This window comes from Arthrobacter sp. K410C (genome assembly GCF_059090105.1).
The window spans coordinates 200,119-222,488 of the sequence record NZ_JBNHFJ010000004.1; the positions used below are offsets into that span (position 1 = coordinate 200,119).

General features: G+C 61.6%; 17 protein-coding genes. 7 read left to right on the top strand and 10 right to left on the bottom strand.

Annotation, left to right across the window (positions count from 1 at the left end; all coding sequences use genetic code 11):
- Window positions 1-126: 126 nt before the first annotated feature.
- Entirely contained in the window at window positions 127-711 is a 585-nt protein-coding gene (locus AC5RU7_RS09175; RefSeq protein ID WP_494011411.1) for a histidine phosphatase family protein, read from the bottom strand.
- Complete coding sequence (locus AC5RU7_RS09180; protein WP_494051980.1) at window positions 708-2,216, bottom strand: CCA tRNA nucleotidyltransferase; 1,509 nt, start codon at window positions 2,214-2,216, stop codon at window positions 708-710. Before AC5RU7_RS09180 ends, AC5RU7_RS09175 begins: the two co-directional genes overlap by 4 nt.
- 207 nt (window positions 2,217-2,423) lie before the next feature.
- Here AC5RU7_RS09180 and AC5RU7_RS09185 point away from each other — a divergent pair, with 207 nt between their 5' ends.
- The 5 genes from AC5RU7_RS09185 (at window position 2,424) to trxA (ending at window position 8,579) form a co-directional block, all read left to right on the top strand.
- A complete protein-coding gene (locus AC5RU7_RS09185; protein ID WP_058269716.1) occupies window positions 2,424-2,924 on the top strand; it encodes an NUDIX hydrolase in 501 nt (166 codons plus the stop codon).
- Window positions 2,925-3,014: 90 nt separating this feature from the next.
- Window positions 3,015-5,201, top strand: a complete 2,187-nt coding sequence (gene murJ / locus AC5RU7_RS09190) for a murein biosynthesis integral membrane protein MurJ (RefSeq protein WP_494051981.1) — start codon at window positions 3,015-3,017, stop codon at window positions 5,199-5,201.
- Between the two features lie 165 nt (window positions 5,202-5,366).
- The gene (locus tag AC5RU7_RS09195) at window positions 5,367-6,944 is read left to right on the top strand and encodes an ABC transporter substrate-binding protein (protein WP_494051982.1); all 1,578 of its coding nucleotides are present in this window, start codon (window positions 5,367-5,369) and stop codon (window positions 6,942-6,944) included.
- A 316-nt stretch (window positions 6,945-7,260) separates the two neighbouring features.
- Window positions 7,261-8,217 (top strand): thioredoxin-disulfide reductase, encoded by a 957-nt coding sequence (trxB, locus tag AC5RU7_RS09200; RefSeq protein WP_494051983.1) that lies wholly within the window; start codon window positions 7,261-7,263, stop codon window positions 8,215-8,217.
- Window positions 8,218-8,252: 35 nt separating this feature from the next.
- Complete coding sequence (gene trxA, locus AC5RU7_RS09205) at window positions 8,253-8,579, top strand: thioredoxin (protein WP_138137210.1); 327 nt, start codon at window positions 8,253-8,255, stop codon at window positions 8,577-8,579.
- Window positions 8,580-13,089: 4,510 nt separating this feature from the next.
- Here the strand turns inward: trxA and AC5RU7_RS09210 are convergent.
- The 8 genes from AC5RU7_RS09210 to rpmH form a co-directional block, all read right to left on the bottom strand.
- Window positions 13,090-14,391: a ParB/RepB/Spo0J family partition protein gene (locus AC5RU7_RS09210; RefSeq protein WP_494011406.1), complete on the bottom strand. Its 1,302-nt coding sequence runs from the start codon at window positions 14,389-14,391 to the stop codon at window positions 13,090-13,092.
- A 64-nt stretch (window positions 14,392-14,455) separates the two neighbouring features.
- A complete protein-coding gene (locus tag AC5RU7_RS09215) occupies window positions 14,456-15,523 on the bottom strand; it encodes a ParA family protein (RefSeq protein WP_494011405.1) in 1,068 nt (355 codons plus the stop codon).
- Between the two features lie 89 nt (window positions 15,524-15,612).
- Complete coding sequence (gene rsmG / locus AC5RU7_RS09220; protein WP_494011404.1) at window positions 15,613-16,263, bottom strand: 16S rRNA (guanine(527)-N(7))-methyltransferase RsmG; 651 nt, start codon at window positions 16,261-16,263, stop codon at window positions 15,613-15,615.
- 21 nt (window positions 16,264-16,284) lie between these two features.
- Window positions 16,285-16,851, bottom strand: coding sequence for a Jag family protein (locus AC5RU7_RS09225; protein WP_494011403.1), 567 nt, complete (start codon window positions 16,849-16,851; stop codon window positions 16,285-16,287).
- Window positions 16,851-17,822 (bottom strand): membrane protein insertase YidC, encoded by a 972-nt coding sequence (gene yidC, locus AC5RU7_RS09230; RefSeq protein WP_494011402.1) that lies wholly within the window; start codon window positions 17,820-17,822, stop codon window positions 16,851-16,853. Before yidC ends, AC5RU7_RS09225 begins: the two co-directional genes overlap by 1 nt.
- 15 nt (window positions 17,823-17,837) lie before the next feature.
- Window positions 17,838-18,230, bottom strand: a complete 393-nt coding sequence (gene yidD / locus AC5RU7_RS09235) for a membrane protein insertion efficiency factor YidD (protein ID WP_494011401.1) — start codon at window positions 18,228-18,230, stop codon at window positions 17,838-17,840.
- On the bottom strand, window positions 18,223-18,633 hold the full coding sequence (gene rnpA, locus AC5RU7_RS09240; RefSeq protein WP_494011400.1) for a ribonuclease P protein component: 411 nt from the start codon (window positions 18,631-18,633) through the stop codon (window positions 18,223-18,225). Before rnpA ends, yidD begins: the two co-directional genes overlap by 8 nt.
- 41 nt (window positions 18,634-18,674) lie before the next feature.
- On the bottom strand, window positions 18,675-18,812 hold the full coding sequence (gene rpmH, locus AC5RU7_RS09245; RefSeq protein WP_003800212.1) for a 50S ribosomal protein L34: 138 nt from the start codon (window positions 18,810-18,812) through the stop codon (window positions 18,675-18,677).
- A gap of 469 nt (window positions 18,813-19,281) precedes the next feature.
- Between rpmH and dnaA the strand changes: the two genes are divergently transcribed.
- Both dnaA and dnaN read left to right on the top strand, forming a co-directional pair.
- A complete protein-coding gene (dnaA, locus tag AC5RU7_RS09250) occupies window positions 19,282-20,703 on the top strand; it encodes a chromosomal replication initiator protein DnaA (RefSeq protein WP_009357110.1) in 1,422 nt (473 codons plus the stop codon).
- 524 nt (window positions 20,704-21,227) lie between these two features.
- Entirely contained in the window at window positions 21,228-22,352 is a 1,125-nt protein-coding gene (gene dnaN, locus AC5RU7_RS09255; protein WP_009357111.1) for a DNA polymerase III subunit beta, read from the top strand.
- The last annotated feature ends 18 nt before the right edge of the window (window positions 22,353-22,370 follow it).

Below are 22,370 nucleotides of genomic sequence, written 5' to 3' on the forward strand. Positions count from 1 at the left end.
AAGCGTGCAGCCGGGGCGCTCACCCCGGGCTAATTGCCTTGGGGACAGGAATAAAAGTACACCACTAATCCGCAGTTGACTACCTAATTCCGGAAAACCGGCAGAAGAAATTCGAAAAGGGGAATGTTAGAGGCCCCAGCGCACAATTGCCGGAGTCTTCTTGTCCCAGCCAAGGGTGCAGACTTTCGCCGTTCCAAGAATGAAATGCCGGCCCTCGGTGGGCGGCAATTCGAGCCAGCGGGCGGTCAGGATCCGGGAAAAGTGTCCGTGCGCCACAATGAGCACGTTGTCCATCCCCGATTCCAGGATCCGGCCAATGATCTTGTCTGCCCTTGCCGCCACCTCGTCGAGCGTCTCGCCGTTGGGAACGCCGTGCGTCCAGATGAGGTAGTCGGGATTGTCCTTGCGGATCAGGTCGGAGCTGATGCCCTCGTAGTCGCCGTAGTTCCATTCCACGGCCAGCGGTTCGTGCTGCGCGTCCGGGAAGCCCGCAAGTTCGGCAGTGCGCCGGGCCCGCCGCAGGGGCGAGGTGAGCACCAGGTCGAAGTCCACGGCGTCGAGCACCTTCCGGGCCTCTACGGCCTGCTGTTCGCCTTCAACCGTGAGCGGGAGGTCCGTCAGTCCGGTGTACTGGCCGCTTTTGGACCATTCGGTCTCGCCGTGGCGCAGGATCCAGAGCTGGGGGCGGGGGGCAAGGGCGGGATTAGTCACTTGGTCTCCTCAGAGGGGGAAGGTTCGACGACGGCGGGAGACGCTGCGGGATCCGCTGCAGCAGGTGCCGATTCGGGCTGCCCGGCCCACCAGCGCAGCAGCCGGGCCTCCGCTTCCTCTGTTGGAAGGGGTCCGTGTTCCATCCGCTCGTTAAGGAGGAACTTGTAGGCCCTGCCCACGACGGGCCCGGGCTTGAGGCCGAGCACCGCCATGATCCGGGCCCCGTCGAGGTCCGGCCGCACGGCATCCAGGGATTCCTGTTCCTTCAGGGCAACAATGCGTGCTTCGAGGTCGTCATAGGCGAACGCGAGCCGCTCGGCCTTGCGCTGGTTCCGGGTAGTGACGTCGGACCGCGTCAGCCGGTGCAGGCGCTCCAGCAGCGGTCCGGCGTCGGTGACATACCGGCGGACGGCTGAATCGGTCCAGCCGGCGTCACCGTAGCCGTAGAAGCGCATGTGCAGCTCCACCAGCCGGGCAACGGCCTTGGTGGTGTCCTTGTCGAACCGGAGGGTCTTCATGCGCTTGGCAGTGAGCTTGGCACCCACCATGTCGTGATGGCGGAAGCTGACCGCGCCGCCCGGTTCGAAGCGCCGCGTAGCCGGCTTGCCGACGTCGTGCATCAATGCGGCGAAGCGCAGCACAAAGTCGGGGCCGGGGACAGGGCCGTCCGCATCCGTTTCCAGCTCGGCCGCCTGCTCCAGCACTTGGAGGGAGTGCTGGTAAACGTCCTTGTGCCGGTGGTGCTCGTCGGATTCAAGGCGCAGGGCCGAGACTTCCGGGAGCACGTACTCGGCCAATCCGGTATCCACCAGCAGGTCCACCCCCACGCGGGGGCGGGAGCCGCAGATGAGCTTGACCAGCTCGTCGCGGACCCGTTCGGCCGAAATGATGGTGATGCGCTCGGCCATCCGGGTCATGGCCTCGCGGACGTCGTCGTGCACCGCCACGCCCAGCTGCGCGGCGAACCTGGCGGCCCGCATCATCCGCAGCGGGTCGTCGGAAAAGGACAGCTCGGGCGCACTGGGGGTGGCAAGAACCGACGCGTGCAGGTCCCGGACGCCCCCGAACGGATCCACCAGCTCCATGGAGGGCAGTTTCAGCGCCATGGCGTTAATGGTGAAATCCCGGCGGAGCAGGTCATCGGTCAGCGACGACCCGAACGCCACCGCGGGCTTGCGGGACTGCGGATCGTAGGCTTCGGCCCGGTAGGTGGTGATTTCGATCTGGAACCCGTCCTTGCGCATGCCGATGGTTCCGAAGGCGCGGCCGATGTCCCAGAAGTTGTCCGCCCACTTCTTGATCAGGGCAACCGTCTGGTCCGGAGTGGCGTCCGTGGTGAAATCAAGGTCGGGTGATTTCCGCCCCAGGAACAGGTCCCGCACCGGGCCGCCCACCAGCGACAGTTCATGCCCGGCGTCCACAAAGCGCTGGCCCAGCTCCAGGACCACCGGGTCCACCTTGAAGTCGACGGTGTGGGATTCAGTCTTGTGATGTGCGTGCGCCATAGTTACTTAAGCTTGGCAGAAACCGGCGGCCCGGCAGGCCAAAATACTGTCAAGATCCGAAGGATTCCACCTGCTGGCAGGAAACTGCGTCATATGCCGTCCATGTTGTTGTCATGTTCCGGTCATCACGAACGGGCAACAGTCGTTAGAGTGGACTCCATGGCCCATCCAGTACCGAGCGCTCCAGGCAGGAGGACAAACGCACCGTTGCCGTCGGCGATCGGTGCGCACGTTGCCCCTGCCCAGCATTCGGCCCCGGCCTCGCTGCCCACGGTGGAGGAAGTTTCGGCCGGCGGTGTGGTGGTGGATACGTCCGACGCCGAGTTGAGGGTTGCGATCATCGCCCGCCTTAACAGGGGCGGACGCCTCGAGTGGTGCCTGCCCAAGGGCCACCCGGAGGGCAAGGAAAACAATGAAGAGGCGGCGGTCCGGGAGATCGCCGAAGAGACCGGCATTGAGGGCAGCATCCTGGCCCCCCTGGGAAGCATCGACTACTGGTTCACCGTCAGCGGCCACCGCGTCCACAAGACCGTGCACCACTACCTCCTGCGCGCCACGGGCGGCGAACTCACCATCGAAAACGATCCCGACCAGGAAGCCGTGGACGTGGCATGGGTGCCTATCCAGGAACTGGCCCGGAAACTCTCCTTTCCCAACGAGCGGCGCATCGCCGATCTCGCCCGTGAGGTCCTGCCCGGACACCTTTAGGAGGGCCGCGTCGCCGTCAGGCAATGTGCCTGCCGCGCTGGCGTCCGGGCGTTGCGGCAATAAGCCCCCGCGGGTGAGACGATGAACTCGATGTCAGCTACCAACTCTCCTTCCGATAACGGCGGCCGCCCGGGCGATGCGGTTCCCGAAGGCGTGCCCCCGGAAGCGGGCGGGCCGGACCTTGCCGGGCCGGATACCCCGCAGGTTGCGGCGGGTGCCAGCGAAACCCGCTCCAGCGCCATCATGGCGGCCGGGACATTGGTTTCGCGTTTCCTGGGATTCGGCAAGACCTGGATGCTCGGTACGGCCCTGGGGCTTGGCTCAACAGTCAATGACACGTTCATCAATGCCAACAACCTGCCCAACCTGATCTTCCTGTTGGTCGCCGGCGGCGTGTTCAACGCCGTCCTGGTACCGCAGATCATCAAGGCCAGCAAAGCGCCGGACAGGGGAGCCGACTACATCAGCCGGCTGCTCACGCTGGCTGTCCTGCTACTGCTGGGCCTGACGGCAATGGTCACGCTGGCCGCCCCGTGGGTCATCGACCTGACCACCCAGGGCTATTCACCGCAGCAAAAGGCACTGGCGGTCACCTTCGCTTTCTGGTGCCTGCCGCAGATTTTCTTCTATGGCCTCTATGCCCTCCTCACCCAGGTCCTCAACGCCAATGGCGCGTTCGGGCCGGCCATGTGGGCGCCCATCCTCAACAACATCGTGGCCATCGCCGGCCTGGGGATGTTTATCTGGATCTTCGGCACCAATGAGTTCAGTCCCCACACCCTGGCCAACTGGGGGGACACGCAGACCTTCTTCGTGGCGGGCTTCTCAACCATCGGCGTCGTCTCCCAGACCGCCATCCTGCTGATTCCCGTCTTCCGGCTGCGGCTGGGCCTGCGGCCGCGATTCGGCTGGCGCGGCGTGGGACTGGGCCAGGCAGCCAAGCTGAGCGTTTGGACGCTGCTGACGGCCGCCGTCGGACAGCTCGCTTTCCTGTACGTCATGCGCATCGCCACCATCCCGGGCGCGGAGCGGCTCCGGCTGCAGCAGGCCGGCGACGCCGCCGCGGAACTGCTGCCCGGCAACGCCGTCCTCGAGGTGGCCAGCCAGCTATACCTGCTGCCGCACTCCATCATCGCCTTGTCCCTCGCCACCGTGCTGTTCAACCGGATGACCCGGGCATCGCAGGACGGCAACCGGGACGAGCTGCGCGACGCCCTCTCGCACGGACTGCGGACCATGGCCGTGGCCACCGTCTTCGGGGCCCTGGCACTGTTCGCACTGGCCGGCCCGCTGGGCATGTTCTTCTCCGGCGGCTCCCGGCAAGACGGCGTGATGCTGGCCCAGACGCTCACTATCCTTGCCCTCAGCACGCCGTTCATGAGCGCCAACTTCATGATGTCGCGCGTGTTTTACGCCAACGAGGACGCCCGGACCCCGTTCTACATCCAGCTGCTGCTGGCGGTGGTCTATGTGGCGGGCGCGTTCGCCATCCAGTTCCTGCCGGTGAACCAGATCATCTATGCCATCGCCATCCTTTATATGGTGGGAAACATCCTCTCCGTGGTCATCAGCGCCTACTTCCTGCGCCGGCTTTTGGGCCATTTGGACGGGCCACGGATTGCCAATTCGTACATCCGGATGGGTTACGCGGCGCTGGGCTCGGCGATCGCCGGCGCCGGGGCACTCTGGCTCATGGGCAGCTACAGTCCCGATGGCTTCGCCTGGCAAAACCGCCTGACCGCACTGATCACGGTGGTGGTGGTGGGCCCCGTCATGCTGGTGGCCTACTTCTTCCTGCTCAAGCTGTTCCGGGTTGCGGAGCTGCGCGACCTGCTCCGCCCGCTGCTGGGCCGTCTGGGCCGCGGCACCCCCGCTGCACCTGCCGCGGAAGGCGGGGCCCCGCCGTCGTCCGCTCCGGAGGGGACCCCGTCCGTGGAAGGCGCGTCCGCCGAGGCAGCCGTGCACCGCCCCGAGCGCGCCACCACGTCCGTGGACACCGGCCTAATCCCGAGGATTTCGGGCGAATTTGATGCGGTCTCCTTCCGGGCAGGACCGAAGCCGGAGCGGACGACCGGCGACGCGGGATCTTACGACGGCGGCCGTTACGGCGGCGGCCAGGATAAGTCCGACGACGGGTACCTACCCGGCGAGGACCAGCCCGGCACCGCACGGGGAGGGCTGCTCCGCGAGCAGATCCCGCTGCCCGGGCGCCGCACCTTCCAGGGGAAGGCCGGCGAGAACCCCTACTTCAAGCAGCGGCGGCGGCGTAAAAAGTGAGTTTCCGGCCGCTCCCGAAGGCCGTTGTCCACGGCGTGTCGGACGCAATCCGCTAGGATCGGAAAGGTACAGGGGGAGTTGCATTCGGGGGCAAGCCACTCGGCGGTCCCTGAACGGGGGTTGCATCATCTATGCCGGCGACCCCGGACAGTCTAGGAGGAACACGTGTCCAACCCGATCGATGTCGGATCAGTACTGGGCGGCCGCTACAAGGTCACAGCCACTGTATTGGCCTCCCACGACCACGATCTGGTGCTGGACGGTGTGGACCAGGTCCTGAACCGGCCGGTCAGCATCCTGGTTGCCGGTCCGCAGAACACGGAGCAGGTTGCGCAGAGCGCCCGCGAGGTGGCAACGGGTGAACGGCCGGGCACCGTCCAGGTGCTGGACCTCGGCGTGAGTGATGCCGCCACATACCTTATTACCAACCACACATCAGCGGCGGACCTGCTGGACCTCGTTGTCGCCTCGAACCCGCCCTACGTGGAGCCCTTCTTCACGGACACGCTGGGCAGCGAGATCTTCGGCCAGCCCCGCTCGCGCGAGCCTGAGCCCTATGACGAGGAAGACCACGTCGACGCCGGGTACATCAACTACGGCGACAGGCACCAGAGCCAGGTGGACCCCTACCGGACCGCACCTGTTGTGCCGCCCAAGCCTCCCGCACGTCCCGCCGCTGCACCCGGAAGCGGCCGAAGCGGAGCTTCGGTTATGGGCGGGGCTGCTGCGGGCGGGGCAGCTGCGGTCGCAGGGTCCGCTGCCGGCAAAGCAGCAGCGGGCCACGCGGATCCGGATGCCACCGCCGCCCAGCCGGTGCAGGCAGCATCCAGCGGTTCGGCTCCAACTCCCACCACAGGCCCGGGCAAGGATGCCACGGATGCCGGTACCGGCAAGCCCAAGGTGTCGCTCTGGTCCGACGACGATTACGCCCAGGCGGACCAGCAGGGGCAATACCACGATGACTCAGAGCCGGAAGATGAACCCCAGCCGGTCAACAAAAAGCCGGCCATGTTCGCCCGCGCTGCAGCGCCTGCGGCTGCAGGCGTCTCCTTCGCGGACCCGGGGGATTACGACGGTGACCGGGACGAGCCCGACCGGGAACCCCGATCCATGCGTTGGCTTGTGGGCGGGCTGCTTGCCGTAGTCCTCATTGCCGGCCTCGTTTGGGCGCTGACCGGCCTGGGCAGCCTCTTCTCCCAGCCGCAGGCAAACAACCCCGCACCCGTGGCCACCACCAGTGCTCCTGAAGCATCAGCCGCGGCAACCCAGGCACCCAACTCTGCTCCACCTGCCGAACCGCCCGCAATCGAAAGTGTTTCGCGCCAGGGCAATTTCGACTTTGCCGCGACCTTCGACGGCGACCTGATGAAGGCTTACGACGGGAATGCCGCCAGCTACTGGTCAGACATGGAATTCGCCACCGAAAACTGGGGCGGCCTTGCACCCCAGGGTGTGCCGCTCGTGGTCAAACTCGAGAAGCCCGCTACCGTATCCTCCATCACCCTGTCCCAGCTGGGTGGCTCCGGCGGAAACATCACCGTCTACACCAATGACCGCCCATCCCTGGACGGGGCAAAGGCTGTAGGAACCAGCAGCTTCACGTCGACTGACCTCAACATGCCGCTGGCAGAACCTGCCCAGGCACAGTACGTCATCGTGTCGATTAACTCCGTTCCCAAGCTGGCGGCGCCAAAGACCCGTTATGGGTACGGTATCCGCCTGGCGGAGATCAAGATCCAGTAGCGGCTCCATGAGCGTCCGGTAGTCTTCAGGTAACGGCCCTTTCCTTCGGGGGAGGGCCGTTCCTTTTGTCCACACTGCCGGTGGTGCCCGGCCGAGGTGTCGCATCGCGTCATCTTGGGCCCGGCGGCGTGGCATCCTGTCGTCCCGCGCTCTGGGGGGACGGTAATCTGGAAAGAACGCCTGGAGGGGCTGTACTTTGCCGTTCGCCGGCTGTCATCCCATTTCCAGCGCCGGAATATTCAGCATCCAGTAGCAGTTGTGCCATGTGGCCGGCCTCCACCGAGGCGCGTCAAGTAAGGAAGAGGTTCACCGTTCAGTGACCATCGCAGAAAACACCGCGTCCGAAGTGCGTGATGTCATCATTGTCGGCTCCGGACCGGCTGGCTACACAGCCGCCGTCTACACGGCCCGCGCCAACCTGAAGCCGCTGCTGCTGGCAGGATCCGTGACCGCGGGCGGTGAACTGATGAACACCACCGACGTCGAGAACTACCCGGGTTTCCCCGACGGCATCATGGGTCCGGACCTCATGGAGAACTTCGAGAAGCAGGCCGCACGTTTCGGCACTGAAATCCAGTTTGAGGATGTAACAGCGCTCGATCTTCAAGGCCCAGTTAAGACGGTGACCATTGCAACGGGGGAGACCTTTCAGGCGAAGGCAGTCATCCTTTCCACCGGGTCCGCCTACCGCGAGTTGGGGCTGCCCAACGAGAAGCGGCTTTCCGGCCATGGCGTGAGCTGGTGTGCAACCTGCGATGGTTTCTTTTTCAAAGATCAAGATATTGCCGTGATTGGTGGGGGTGACTCCGCGATGGAGGAGGCCCTGTTCCTCACCAAGTTCGCCAAATCAGTCACGGTAGTGCACCGCCGTGACTCACTTAAGGCATCCAAGATCATGGCAGACCGCGCGCTGGCCCACGAGAAGATCAATTTTATCTGGAACAGCACCGTGGAAGATGTGCTCGGTGAAGACAAAGTCACCGGCCTCAAGTTGAAGAACGCCCTTGATGGTACGGAATCGCATCTTGCTGTCACCGGGGTGTTCGTCGCCATTGGCAACGATCCCCGAACTGATCTGATCAAGGACGTCCTCGACCTGACGCCCGAAGGAACCATCGCCGTACAGGGCCGGAGCTCCAAAACCAGCATTCCCGGCGTTTTTGCTGCCGGAGACGTCATCGACCCCACCTACCGCCAGGCCATTACGGCTTCCGGCTCGGGATGTGTGGCGGCCATCGACGTGGAACACTACCTGGCCAACCTGCCTGCATAAGTCTGCAAATACGAACCGAGGAGAAAGAGAACGCAATGAGCAACGCAAAAGACGTAACCGACGCAAGTTTTGGAACGGACGTCCTGTCCTCTGAAAAGCCGGTAATTGTCGATTTCTGGGCTGAATGGTGCGGCCCCTGCCGTAAGCTCGGTCCGATCCTCGACGAAATCTCCGTGGAATACAGCGAGAAGGTTGATGTCGTAAAGGTGAACGTCGACGACAACCCCTCCATTGCTGCGGAATACGGCATTACCTCGATTCCCGCCGTCTACCTGTTCCAAGGCGGAGAAGTGAAGAGCACGGTCATCGGTGCAAAGCCGAAGCAGTTCTTTGAGAAGGAATTCTCGGACGTCCTGTCCTAGTTCGCTCTTCCGCCGCGAAGCATAGAAGTGGTCATCGCCTCCGGGTAATGGCCACTTTTTTGCGGTCCTCGATTTGGCTGTATAGGTGCTCGCAGACACCGGTAGCCAGCAGCACCTTGGTGGGCGTTTCACGTGAAACGTCCAATTCATGGGTTTCACATTTCGATGGACACCGACGGTCGCCCATAGAAGGAGTCTCCGGGAGTCCTGGCTGCCTCAACCAACCTTGGTTCATGCGACCGCTCGACGCTTGTCGCTCCTGTTTGACAGGAGCCTTGTTTCACGTGAAACGCAGTCATCCTGACGGCCTCAGTCGTACTGCCGGCGCGACTTGGTCTCGGCCGCGGAATGATTTTCCTCGCCCTGCTACTTCGCCGGCCCGGCAAGCACAATCCCGGATCTGCAGATGTAGAACCCAAGTTGAACAGCAAACACGGCGCACCGTTCCAAGGTCGGTCCTGGTGGCCCTCCGGTGCAAGACCGTGTGCGACTTTCGACAGGGACTGGTGACGCAAGAGCACGCAAGCATCGGTCTCCGACGTTTCACGTGAAACAGAAATCTCTAGGTCTTAAAATCGCGTACACCCCCGCCAATGCCTTTCACTTCCACCCGGGCGGCAATCTTACGGGCGAGTCACTGCGCGTTATCCCGCCATTTATTGCGCGTTCTGAATACAAAAATAGATTGTTGTTAGCGGGACCCGAAGACCAGCGTGCTGGAACGATGGCTAGCGACCCGCTGCTCCTGGTCAAAAGACGCAACGCGGCCTGGGATGCGCCGCTGCGGAGCGGACGGAGATGCGGCCGAGCTGCTTTTAAGGGCCAAGCCAGCCCGACGGCGCCGCGTCGGAGAGCAGATGCAGAAGGAGCCAGTTCGGCCCTCGGCGACAATTCCGTGTGCCGGATACTTTCGGCTCAGCACTGCCAGTCGGCGCTCTGCGTTCCACCTCAACAAAGGCTGCAGGATCGCATTCCGCCCAGGAGGTTCATGTGGATACACGCACGACAATGGCAATGGCCCCAAATACTTATCAAGTCAGTCCATTAGCCCTATGTACTCTCTCACTGGTAAGCATGAACACTCGGCGGCTCGGGAGGCAAAGGGCGTCAGTTGCGAAATGAGGTCTGCACCGAAACATAGAGTTTGCTGCCTGGACGAAAACGTATCGTCTGGCAAGCAGCCTAAAAGTGGAGAACTGCATGGACTGAGAACGCGTGGGCTGCTTGGGACATCAGCCTACTGGCGTGCCTCTATATGCAACTAGCTGGCACCGTTCCGCTACGGTCGCTCCTGGCAGGATCATGCAAAGGGGCCGCTCACCTTCCATGGCAGGCCTGACAGCATGTCCACCCATCGTTTGGCGGCTGGATCCTACCGTCGGCGACACCGTGTCATGCAGCAGTGGTCGGTAGTGCATCTTGGAAGGCGCGCGTTCTGTTTCACGTGAAACAGGCCGCATTCCCGATGCTGTGAGGTTAGCCGGGCAAGGCATTCAGTATTGCTAATCCAATGCACACTGCAATTGGAGGCAGGAGCACGAGGATGCCAGCACCAGGAAGTCACACGCACTTCCTGAAACAGGCCTCGGAACCTGGCCCGGACCTATCCGCCGGGCCCGATTACCAGGGAACCTATTGTATTCTTCATCCAAGCGCTTGCAGTCGCAGCCTCTGGCTGCCGGTGAGGTTACCCATTCAGGGCACCAGGCGATGCAATCAACGGCGGCCGCGTAAGCCATCGCCTCTGCCTCTGCTTGCCTTTGCAGGAACAGTTGGCGTGTGCCGCGGGAACATGGGGTTCACCAAGACTATGCTCACAAGCGCTGTGATGGTCCGGTCTGCGCTTACCAGCATGCACAAAGGAAAGCAGGGATTCATCCTTCGGGCACGACCCTCTAAAGCATTGGTGATTCCGGTCCAACCCACCAGTGCCTTTGTCCCGGTGGGAGCATGGGTACAGTGGGATGTCGCCTGCTCATCAATTGCAGCTTCGGCGTGTGAAAGATCAGTATCTTAGGGCTGACCGAGTTACTGCAGGATGCCACTGCGGCGCTCGTAACGTAGTCCTGAGGTGCACCGCGTAAGGTGCAGAGCCTGCTCTTGTGCGGTTCTTACACATCAGCTCTCCCTACGGTCCACAACTTATCCACAGAACCCTAGTGATGTTATGCACACTGTTATCCACAGACCCAGGGGATGAGGTGTGGGCGTCTGGGGAGCCGCAGTAGCAGTCGTACTTGTGGCGCTCCCCGTGCTGGACTCGCCCTCAGCTCGAGCAAGAGTAGTTATTGCTCCATGCGCGCGCCCTTCGGTGCCCGAGCAGCCGCTCTAAATAGCCGAGAAATCAACCGAGAGCGCTGGGGCGGCGCGTTTAATGCGGGTTCTAGTGCCCCTTCCAGACGGCCGACAGTGTTTCACGTGAAACACTTGGTAACGGTGAAACGGTCGAAGGAACAAGTCGACTGGGGGTGACCGGCACATGCCTATCGGCACGACGGCGTTTCCCTCCGGAAAGGAACAGAGAAGGGGGCGAGTTATCCACCGAGTTATCCACAGCGATATCCACCGACAAAATTTATCTTTCTCGACCTGCGTACGGCCGGCGCAAGGGACGGCTGGCTCACTAAGGGTCATCACTGGGCCTAGGCGAGCGACCACGGGACACGTGCCGTCACATGTTTCACGAGAGTGGGGAGTCCCTCTGAGAGCCAGGCAGGCGGTCATTTTTGGCACCAACGTACAGCACTCAGCACGTCGTAGGGGGCCCCCGGCATGGTGGGCCACGATTCATCCTGCTTGCAAGGATGACACCAAGGCCTACACGGTGCCCATCATTATGTTCCTGACAGGCCGACCCACGTGTAGTTCGTTCCCATGGTCTGCGGGCGTGGAAGACATCAATGCTGCACCGATGTCGTGGCTTCAGGCGGCACGGCGAGCAACGCAGCGCGGCGGGGGGCAGCAGTCTTCGACTGAACCCCATTACGGAGTCCAAATGGATGTGCCAGCCCCTGGTGGTTCAGCGAGCCGGGCTCCTCTGGTGGATCCTCGGGCCGCAGTGCTACGGCGTGACGCCGCGGGCAGCTCGAATAGAAGTTCGTGAAGCTGCGGGCAGCTCGAATAGGAGTTTGGGGCTTCAGCTCCGCGCGCACCGGAACGTGATAAGTCTGTCTATATGGTGACAATCGAGATTGGACGGGTCAGTAGGAGTCTGTACATGCGTCGCTGGGCGTGGCAGGTCCCTGCCCTCCGAGTATGCCCCGCAGGACAGGAGTGCTGCTGTTCTAGGTTCATATTGCATGACTGCTGTCATGTTCTGGTCCTGGCCGAGCCAGCCACCTGTTTCACGTGAAACTTTGCCACACCAGTGTCAGCGGCAGCTCCGGCACCGGTCTGCTAATTCGGCGCACACCCGTGTAAGGGGCTTGTGCCTGTAGTGATGCTTAGCGGCAGTCGTATTGAGGAGCATGTGCAAGAGAGCGGCAAACGGCCTTCCTACTAGGAGGAGATATCTGGTAGTAAGAGTTCGTACATCCCGCAACTTGGTGCGGCGCACATTCTTGTTCTCACATTGCTCGCCGGTTTGGTCCCGGACTTCGGGCCCACTCTTGATCACCCCAGGGAGGAACCTGCCTTGGCGTAAACGTTCACTGAAGGGTCGATTCTCCCGGACTAGCCAGCCGCCGTTTCACGTGAAACACGCACCACGATCCGAATTGCCACATTGTTCATACTCGCAGGTTACAAAGTGACGGCAAGGAAAGTGCACGGACCGCTCGATGATCGGCAACGCTTCACGGCGAGTGTCTACATACGTACGTGTCCCTAGACCAACAACTGTCCGGCTGAAGGGAGAACCGGGATCGCAGATTGAATTCTTCAATGAACTCTCGCCGCGCCTTCCTTCACTGCAGCACGCGGGACGGTTATGTAAATGACTAATTGAGTTTCTTGTAGCCGAGCGGCGATTGTCCAACAATTAGGGCTGCTGGGGAGGGCTTCCTAGCGCTAGCCAATTCCATCCCCATATGCTCACAGATTCATCAAGTCCCGCTCGAACTGCCCTAGAATCGCTGGTGTTCATTCACTCGCCGCCGCTGGCAGACAGCTGAATCTCCTGTGTACTGCGGAACGACCAATGCCACCGTGGATGAGGGCGCTGCTTTGGCCTTCCTTTCTGTCCCGTCTTGCAGTGATAGACGGGGTGTTTCACGTGAAACAGTTCGTTCCCAGGGACGAAGGGGACACCGTCTAAAGCTCTAAAAAACCGTTGAAGCCCGAGCTGCACATGGTTAGGGGACAGGCGCGTCAAAACCCAAGCCGCCCTTCCAACCGCGAGAAGAGAGTAAAAATATGAGGGCCAACAGAACAGGCGATGGGCGGTCCAAAATCCAGTTTGGTTCGCGGCGCAGATTTTGGCGGAAGCCGGACATGCGCCGGGCGGTTCAACGCGCCCTAGAAGACGCAAAAAGGCCCAATTCGTAGTGAATCGGGCCCTTCAGAGCGCGGACTAATTCGTCGAACCAGGAGCCAAAACATCCATGATGCGGTTCAGGTCCTCAACGCTCGCAAACTCGATGCTGACCTTCCCCTTTCGGACACCCAGGGAGATTTTCACGTTAGTATCCAGACGGTCAGACAGGGAGGACGCGAGGTAGTCGAGCCGCTCATGACGTGCACCAGGACGGGGAATATTGTTCTTCACGGGCTTGGCGGGATCCTGGTACAGCGTGACAGCCTCTTCCGTGGCGCGCACGGACATACCTTCGGCAACAATCTTCTGGGCCAGCCGTTCCATCGCCGCAGCATCCGGAAGGGAAAGCAGGGCACGGGCATGCCCCGCAGAAAGGACTCCGGCGGCAACGCGGCGCTGGACCAGGGGAGGAAGCTTCAGCAAGCGCAGCGTGTTGGACACCTGCGGGCGTGAACGCCCGATCCGATCTGCCAGCTGCTCGTGTGTCGTGCCGAAATCCTCAAGAAGCTGCTGGTAGGCCGCCGCCTCTTCCAAGGGGTTGAGCTGGCTCCGGTGGAGGTTCTCGAGCAAAGCATCGCGAAGGAGGTCATCGTCAGTGGTATCCCGCACGATGGCGGGAATGGTGTCCAGCCCGGCCGCTTGGACTGCCCGCCACCGGCGTTCACCCATGACGAGTTCGAAGGGCTCGCTACCGGATTCCGTTGATTTTCGGACAACAATTGGCTGCAGGACTCCGATCTCACGTACAGAGTGGACCAGTTCCGCCATGTCGTCCTCATCGAAAACGTTTCGCGGCTGTTTCCGGTTCGGATGGATATCCGTGACCGGTATTTCAGCAAACCGGACGCCCGGGACCTCAACGAGCTCTACACCGTCGTCGATCACCGCAGGGGAAGCTACCGGCTCAGCTGCCGACTCCTCCGGCGATGCGTCGTCGCGGGCTTCGGCTTGGACCGGTTCCTGGTCATCTGCCTTGGCAGGCGAACCCTTGGGCCCCGTACTCTTGGATGCAGCAGCAGCAGCGGCGGAACCGGCCTGCTTCCTGGTCCCGGCAGAATCGGAAGCGGAGGAAGAAGTGTCTGCATCCCGCGAATCGGCATCCTGCTTCTTCGAAGGCTTCGACGTGGACCTGGGGGCAGGGGAGGCAATCAGCTTGTCTGCAACGGACTGCGCAGAACCCGCAGCATCATCCGGCGAATCAGTTTTCTTCCGTCCTTCGGGAAAGAAGAGGTCAACCGGGCGGGATACTGCTGCACCGTTGCCCTGCCCGTTGGATGCGGCGGAACTTGGAATCAGCGCGCCAAGACCGCGGCCTAGGCCCCGTCGCTTCTCGCTCATGGATAAATCCCTCCAGTGGTAGAACCAGGCAATGCCGGTTCCGGTCGTTGCAGTTTGAAGATTTCTAGCGTTCTGCTATTTCAGCAGCGGCTTCCAGGTAAGACAGAGCGCCACTGGAGGATGGGTCATACGTCATGACAGTCTGCTGGTAGCTCGGCGCCTCCGAAATGCGAACCGAGCGGGGTACTACAGCGGACAGCACCTGTTGCGGAAAATGCGTGCGGACTTCGGCAGCAACCTGGGCAGCAAGGTTGGTGCGGCCGTCATACATGGTGAGCAGAATGGTGGAAACTTCCAGTTCGTCATTGAGGTGCTTCTGGATCATCTCAATGTTCTTCAGGAGCTGGCTGAGTCCCTCGAGCGCATAGTACTCACACTGAATCGGGATGAGGACCTCGTTGGCAGCACAGAACGCGTTAACCGTAAGAAGGCCAAGGCTTGGCGGACAATCGATGAAGATGTAGTCGAGCCGCTCCTCACCGTTCTTTTCACGCGTCTTGGCATAAACATCAATGGCCCGGCGCAACCGCTGCTCGCGCGCCACCAGCGACACCAGTTCGATCTCTGCGCCTGCAAGGTGAATGGTGGCCGGCGCGCAAATGAGCTTTTCAATGTCGGGGCACTGGGCCACCACATCTGCCATCGGCACGTCGTTGATGAGGACGTCGTAAATGCTGTCGACATCCGCGTGGTGCTCAATGCCCAAGGCCGTGGATGCGTTGCCCTGCGGGTCGATATCGATCACCAGGACGTTCAGTCCGGCTGCTGCCAGTGCGGCCGCAATGTTCACGGTGGTGGTGGTCTTTCCCACCCCACCCTTCTGGTTGGAAACAGTAAAGATCCGGGTCTTCTCCGGCCGGGGAAGCTTACGACCCATGAGGCGCTCCCGGCGCTTGGTTTCGTGCGCGAGTTCGCGCGCGATGGGGCTGGAATCATCAATTGCATCAATGATGTTCGATCTACCGGCGGGGGTTGTTTCACGTGAAACCAGGGAGGCCGAGCCCGAATTCGCTACCGGTTGGGGATGATTACCGCCTCGGCCTGGGGCAAGGCCCGGCCCAGTGACGGAACGAGCTGACCCCAATGACACAAACGGCGGTATCCGTTGTGCGGAGGCTTCACTACTGGTCACTGGGGCACACTCACTCTCGTTCAGCCATTTTTGCTGCCGTTGACTAGCCTAACTGCTCGACCCGGCAGACTACGGCTACCGGGCCAGGACTAGGACTTCTTTTGGGACTTGTTTACAACGATGCGCACTACCGTGGTGGGTTCCTCAAGCAGGTTGTCACCCACGGTCAGGACTGACGTTTCAACGCCGCCCAGTTTCCGGATCACCTTGGCGGCTTTTTCGATCTCTTCGCCGGCACTCCGTCCCTTGATGGCAACAACTTCGCCCTTGCCGTTCAAGAGGGGAATGGTCAGCCCGGCGAGGTTGCTCAGTGCGGAGACTGCCCTTGCCGTCACCACGTCGGCGTCAACATGCCCAACAGCCAGTTCTGCACGCGTTCGCATCACGGTGACATTGTCCAGCGCGAGATCGTCCACCACCTCCTGCAGCCAGAGGACCCTGCGTTCCAGGGGCTCGATGAGGGTCAGTTCCAGGTCGGGCCGGGCGATGGCGAGGCAGAGACCGGGCAGGCCGGCCCCGCTGCCGACATCGGCCACCTGGCTGCCCTGCGGAATCTCACTCTCGATGACGGCGCAGTTGAGAACATGCCTGCTCCACAGCCGGGGGATTTCCCGCGGCCCGATAAGGCCACGTTCAGTTCCCGAGGTGGCAAGATGCTCAACGTAGCGCTTGGCCAGATCAAGGCGGTCGCCGAAGATTTTTTCGGCGGCCAAAAGCTCAGTTGCCGTGATGTCAACCATGTTCAGCGGGCCAGCAATTCTCTAGTCTGCGGATACAACAATGTGGCGTCCGCTGCCTTCGCCCTCGGACTCACTGACAAGCCCCAGATCTGCAACGGCGTCGTGGACGATCTTCCGTTCATAGGCGCTCATCGGCTCCAATGCCACCGGCTTGCCGCTTTCCTTTACGGCAGCAGCGGCGTCCTCAGCAATCTTCTGCAGGTAGCCGGTGCGCTCCTGGCGGTACCCGTTGATATCAAGGACCAGCCGCGACCGGTTCTCAGTTGCGGACAGCACCGCAAGGCGTGTGAGCTCCTGGAGTGCTTCAAGAACCTCGCCGTCTTCGCCCACCAGGCTCTCAAGGCCTTCAGTTTCTTCCTCGGCAACAATCGAGATGTAGGTGCGGCCATTGCGGACCTCGATGTCGATATCACCGTCGATGTCGGCTATGTCCAGCAGTTCCTCAAGGTAGTCCGCCGCGACGTCGCCCTCTTCATCGAGACGGCTGACAGCGGACACCTTCGGGGAGGCAGTCTCTTCGTTCACGGACTCGTCCTGGTCTTCGATCATGTCTTCAGAAAGGGCGTGTTCGGTGCTCTCGGCTGACATTACTTCTTCTTCCTGTTCTTGCGCTGTGGCTGGACACGCTGGCCCTTGGGTTCGGCGATGGCTGCCGCCGCGGCGGCATCGGCCTCGTCTTCCTTCTTGCCGCTGAGGATGGACAGGGCCGGCAGGCCCTTGGCGGCACGGCGCTCGGCGAGGGCCTTGGCGGCGGGGGATCCCGGCGTCGGCATACGGCGGATGACAAAGAACTGCTGGCCCATAGTCCACAGGTTGGTAGTGGTCCAGTAGATCAGGACACCGATGGGGAAGTTGATGCCACCCACTCCGAAGACGATCGGCAGGATATAAAGCATCATCTTCTGCTGGCGCATGAAGGGGCTGGCCATGGCTTCTTCAGACATGTTCTTGGCCATGATCTGTTTCTGCGTGATGAACTGCGAGGCAGTCATGGCGAGAATCATGATGATGGAGAGGATCCAGACCGCGGTCAGGTTGCCTTCACCGCCGTGCAGGAGTGACGCGGAAAGTGTGGCACCGAAGATAGTTGAGTCATCGAACTGCACTACCTGGTCGTAGCTCATCGCGCCGATGCCCTGGTTCCGGTCCCTCGCCGTCGAAATGCCGGACAGGACAGTGAACAGCGCGAAGAAGAACGGCATCTGGATCAGCATCGGCAGGCACGCGGAGAACGGGTTGGTGCCATGCTTCTTGTACATGGCCATTTGTTCCTGCGCCATTGCCTGGCGGGACAGCTGGTCAGTCTTGCCCTTGTACTTATCCTGGAGCTTTTTCAGGTCGGGCTGCAGCAGCTGCATGCCGCGCTGCGCCTTGATCTGCTTCACGAACACGGGAATCAGGGCGGCGCGGATCACGAGCACCAGCCCGATGATGGAAAGAGTCCACGTCCAGCCCGATGCCTCGGGCAGGCCGATGGCAGTCAGGCCCTCGTGGAAGCCCACCATGATGATGGACACAAGCCACTTGAACGGAAACATGATTGTTTCAAAGAAGTCCATACTTATCCCTATTCGTCAGGCCGCACTGCGGCCTTCTCCATCAGTCCGAGCAGCCAGGTACTTGTCCGGGTTGTTCAGCACAACAATTGTGGGGGCCTGGCTCTCCGGCCAGTCCCGCTTCCCGGCGGGGACGTGGTCCACACCGCCGGCGTTCCATGGATGGCAGCGGCCGAGGCGCCGGACTGCGAGCCAGCTTCCCTTGACGGCGCCATGGACAGTGACCGCTTCAAGGGCATAGGCCGAGCATGAAGGGAAAAAACGGCAGACCTGCCCGTACAAGGGTGAAACCACCTTGCGGTATACCTTGAGCAACACAATCAGGATGTTCCGGGGAATGTTCCACAGGAACATTCCGACGGCGGCGGCTACAGGTCGGATACGGGCGACGACGGCGGTGGCGTTACGCACGCGATGTCCCCTCCTGTGTTGTACCAGCCGAACCGTTCGCGGCCGCCTTCGCGGGGCGGCCGGCCAGCCGGGTCAGCGTCGATTCCAGTGCAGCGTTGTAGTCCTTCAGCAGCTGATCCCAGCTGGCAGAGGCGGACGCGGGAAGCGCCCGGACCACTATGGCGAAACCGGTGCCATGCTCGCGCAGCGAGGCGGCACCCGCTTCCCTCAGTCTCCGCTTAACGAGGTTCCTGACCACAGCGTTCCCTACACTCTTGGAAACGATGAACCCGATCCGGCTGGGTTCGTCGGCAGCAATGGCTGCCGCATATAACACTACGTTCCGGCGCCCATTGCGGACACCGGAACGTACAGTTGTTGAAAAATCGGTAGCAGTCCTCAGGCGGTTGCGGGCGGCCAGCACCTTAAACTCGCAAAGGGATGTCTACCGACAAGTCAGGTTATTTAGGCCGACAGCTCGGTGCGGCCCTTGCCACGGCGGGCTGCCAGGATGGCACGGCCGGCACGGGTACGCATACGAAGGCGGAAGCCGTGCTTCTTGGCTCGACGGCGGTTATTCGGCTGAAAAGTCCGCTTGCTCACGTTAGTTACTCCAGTGGATCAAAGGTGCGCCCACCCGATCAGTATGGGGAAGAACTGGCCGACGCTAAGTTTTGTATATGCACGCTTCCCCCGGCTGCCCAAACGCGGAGCGTCTGGGAGATTCAGATGGGGCCAAAAAGCGGACACAAAGGACTTCACAACGTTAGGGCAATTCAAGCCCTTGCGTCAAACCGGGACGGCCCCCGGGCGCTATCCCCGGCTGTTCCTAACTACCCCCCAAAGCCTGTGGATGAAGTGGCTCACAGCCCCCGTTTGGGAACCACACCCGTGTAATTATCCACAAGCAACTGGCCAGCTATCTTCTAGGCTTTTCATCCCCTAGAGTGGCCCAGTAGCCGATTATCCACGTACTGTGCATAACCCTGTGGATTAAGCTGGGCCAGCATCCTGGTTCCGGACTTTGGGCTGCAGGCATTGCAGGCAAAGCAAGTTTTGAGGGAACCCATTGATGACAGTAGACGAAGCCAACCACGCCAATACTGTCGGAAGTTCCTGGCGCCGCGTTGTCAGCCTGCTGGAGCAGGACCACCGCGTTTCCCCGCGGCAGCGCGGCTTTGTCATCCTCGCCCAGGCCCAGGGCCTGATCGGTTCCACCCTCCTGGTGGCCGTACCCAACGAACTCACCCGCGAAGTGCTCCAGACGCAGGTGAAAGATGCCCTCGACGATGCCCTGCACAGCGTCTTCTCGGAAGATATCCGGTGCGCCATCGACGTCGACACCGATCTGGTGCCCGTCCACGAAGAGCCCGAACCCGTCGTCGAACCGTCCTTCGTCTCGGACCAGCTGGTGGAGCAGAAGCCGCAGCCAATGCTGCCCAGTACGTCACACGAGTTCGGCCGGTTGAATCCCAAGTACGTTTTCGACACGTTCGTGATCGGCTCGTCCAACCGCTTCGCGCATGCTGCCGCAGTAGCAGTTGCCGAAGCGCCGGCCAAGGCTTACAACCCGTTGTTCATCTACGGCGATTCCGGGCTGGGCAAGACGCACCTGCTGCACGCGATCGGCCATTACGCCCGGCGCCTCTACAGCGGAATCCGCGTCCGCTACGTCAACTCGGAAGAATTCACCAACGACTTCATCAACTCCATCCGGGACGACGAAGGCGCCAGCTTCAAGACCACGTACCGCAACGTGGACGTGCTGCTCATCGACGACATCCAGTTCCTGGCCGGCAAGGACCGGACGCTGGAGGAGTTCTTCCACACATTCAACTCGCTGCACAACAACAACAAGCAGGTGGTCATCACCTCGGACCAGCCGCCCAAGCTGCTGGCGGGCTTCGAGGACCGGATGAAATCCCGCTTCGAGTGGGGCTTGCTAACGGACATCCAGCCACCGGAACTGGAAACCCGCATTGCCATCCTCCGGAAGAAGGCCCTGAGCGAAGGACTTTCGGCACCCGATGACGCCCTTGAGTACATCGCCTCCAAGATCTCCAGCAACATCCGCGAACTCGAAGGCGCCCTGATCCGCGTCACGGCGTTCGCCAGCCTCAACCGGCAGCCGGTGGACGTGGCCCTGGCGGAAATGGTCCTCAAGGACCTCATCACGGACGACGGCGCCCAGGAAATCACGTCCAGCCAGATCCTGCAGCAGACAGCTGACTACTTCAAGCTCAGCATGGAAGAGCTGTGCAGCAAGTCGCGTACCCGCACGCTGGTGACGGCGCGGCAGATCGCGATGTACCTGTGCCGGGAGCTCACCGACATGTCCCTGCCCAAGATCGGCCAGGAGCTCGGTGGACGCGACCACACCACGGTCATCCACGCAGACCGCAAAATCCGTGAACTCATGGCCGAGCGCCGTGTGATTTACAACCAGGTGACAGAGCTGACCAACCGGATTAAGCAACAGCAGCGCGATTCCTGACCCGCCACCTATACCTTATTAACAGGTGCATGTGGATAAGGCTGTGGATAGTTAAGGGGACAACCGCGGTTAATGGGCTTAAAACCCTTAAGCCGCCTGTGGATCGCGAAAATGGCGAAAATTTCTATCCCCATCCACACCCTGTTTAAAACCTGCTCCACCCACAGTCCATGAACAGGGCTTAACCCCTCGAACCCGGGCCGAAGCACGGTTATCCACAGTTTCCACAGCAGTTATTAACACTACTAATCCCTAAAAATCGAAGTCCCTCAAACAACAAGATCGATCCGCACACCTCTGCCGGGCGGGCCAGGCGGCCCGGACCCCTTGGGGCCGGACTGGGGGATGGGTTAATCCCTGATGTTCCGGCTAAGCTGTCAGCAGCGCTCCCATCCCTGGGTCCGTGCGTGGTCCGCCCAGTGCAAACCATGCGCCAAACAGGGCGGGGACAACACTTTTCAGGGACTCCTACCGCGGGAGTGCCGGAACCCAAACGCAGCAGCAATGAAAGGCGGCACCCTTCCGTGAAGTTCAGAGTCGACCGGGACGTCCTGGCAGAAGCCGTCACCTGGACAGCCCGGTCCTTGTCTCCGCGGCCGCCCGTACCCGTCCTGTCCGGCCTCCTCCTGAAGGCCGAAGCCGGCACCGTCAGCCTCTCCAGCTTTGACTACGAGACCTCCGCACGGCTGGAAATTGCCGCGGACATCCGGGACGAAGGCACCATTCTGGTATCAGGCCGGCTCTTGGCGGATATCTGCCGCAGCCTTCCCTCCGCTCCGGTCGACGTCGAAACCGACGGCAACAAGGTGACACTCACCTGTCGCCGAAGCAGCTTCCACCTGGCCACCATGCCTGAAGCCGAATACCCGCCCCTGCCCGCACTTCCCGCCATCAGCGGCACGGTCCCCGGCGATGCCTTCGCCCAGGCCGTTTCCCAGGTGATCATCGCCGCGAGCAAGGACGACACCCTCCCCATCCTCACCGGGGTCCGGATGGAGATCGAGGACGACCTCATCACCCTCCTGGCCACGGACCGGTACCGGCTGGCTATGCGCGAAGTGCCGTGGAAGCCTGTGACGCCCGGTATCTCCACCAGCGCCCTGGTCAAGGCAAAGACCCTCAACGAGGTAGCCAAGACACTCGGCAACAGCGGGGACATCAACCTCGCACTTTCTGACGACGACAGCCGCCTGATCGGCTTCGAAAGCGGCGGACGCACCACCACTTCATTGCTCGTGGATGGCGACTACCCGAAGATCCGTTCGCTTTTCCCGGAATCCACTCCCATCCACGCCACCGTGCAAACCCAGGAACTGGTTGAGGCGGTCCGCCGTGTTTCACTCGTGGCCGAGCGGAACACCCCGGTACGGCTTGCCTTCACCGAAGGCCAGCTGAACCTCGACGCCGGCACCGGCGAGGACGCCCAAGCCTCGGAAGAACTGGAAGCGCAGCTTTCCGGGGACGACATCACCGTTGCCTTCAACCCGCACTACCTGGTGGAGGGCCTGAGCGTGATCGAAACCAAGTTCGTCCGCTTCTCCTTCACTTCAGCGCCGAAGCCGGCAATGATCACGGCACAGGCAGACGCCGATGGCGAGGACCAGGACGACTACCGCTACCTGGTGATGCCGGTCCGCCTCCCCAACTAGTCCCCACCGGCCAGGGAA

Bases quoted from the DNA above. Each gene is read 5' to 3' on its own strand.
- AC5RU7_RS09180 (WP_494051980.1), bottom strand. From the start codon at position 2,216: ATGGCGCACGCACATCACAAGACTGAATCCCACACCGTCGACTTCAAG.
- AC5RU7_RS09225 (WP_494011403.1), bottom strand. From the start codon at position 16,851: ATGTCAGCCGAGAGCACCGAACACGCCCTTTCTGAAGACATGATCGAA.
- trxA (WP_138137210.1), top strand. From the start codon at position 8,253: ATGAGCAACGCAAAAGACGTAACCGACGCAAGTTTTGGAACGGACGTC.
- yidC (WP_494011402.1), bottom strand. From the start codon at position 17,822: ATGGACTTCTTTGAAACAATCATGTTTCCGTTCAAGTGGCTTGTGTCC.
- dnaA (WP_009357110.1), top strand. From the start codon at position 19,282: ATGACAGTAGACGAAGCCAACCACGCCAATACTGTCGGAAGTTCCTGG.
- AC5RU7_RS09210 (WP_494011406.1), bottom strand. From the start codon at position 14,391: ATGAGCGAGAAGCGACGGGGCCTAGGCCGCGGTCTTGGCGCGCTGATT.
- murJ (WP_494051981.1), top strand. From the start codon at position 3,015: ATGTCAGCTACCAACTCTCCTTCCGATAACGGCGGCCGCCCGGGCGAT.
- rsmG (WP_494011404.1), bottom strand. From the start codon at position 16,263: ATGGTTGACATCACGGCAACTGAGCTTTTGGCCGCCGAAAAAATCTTC.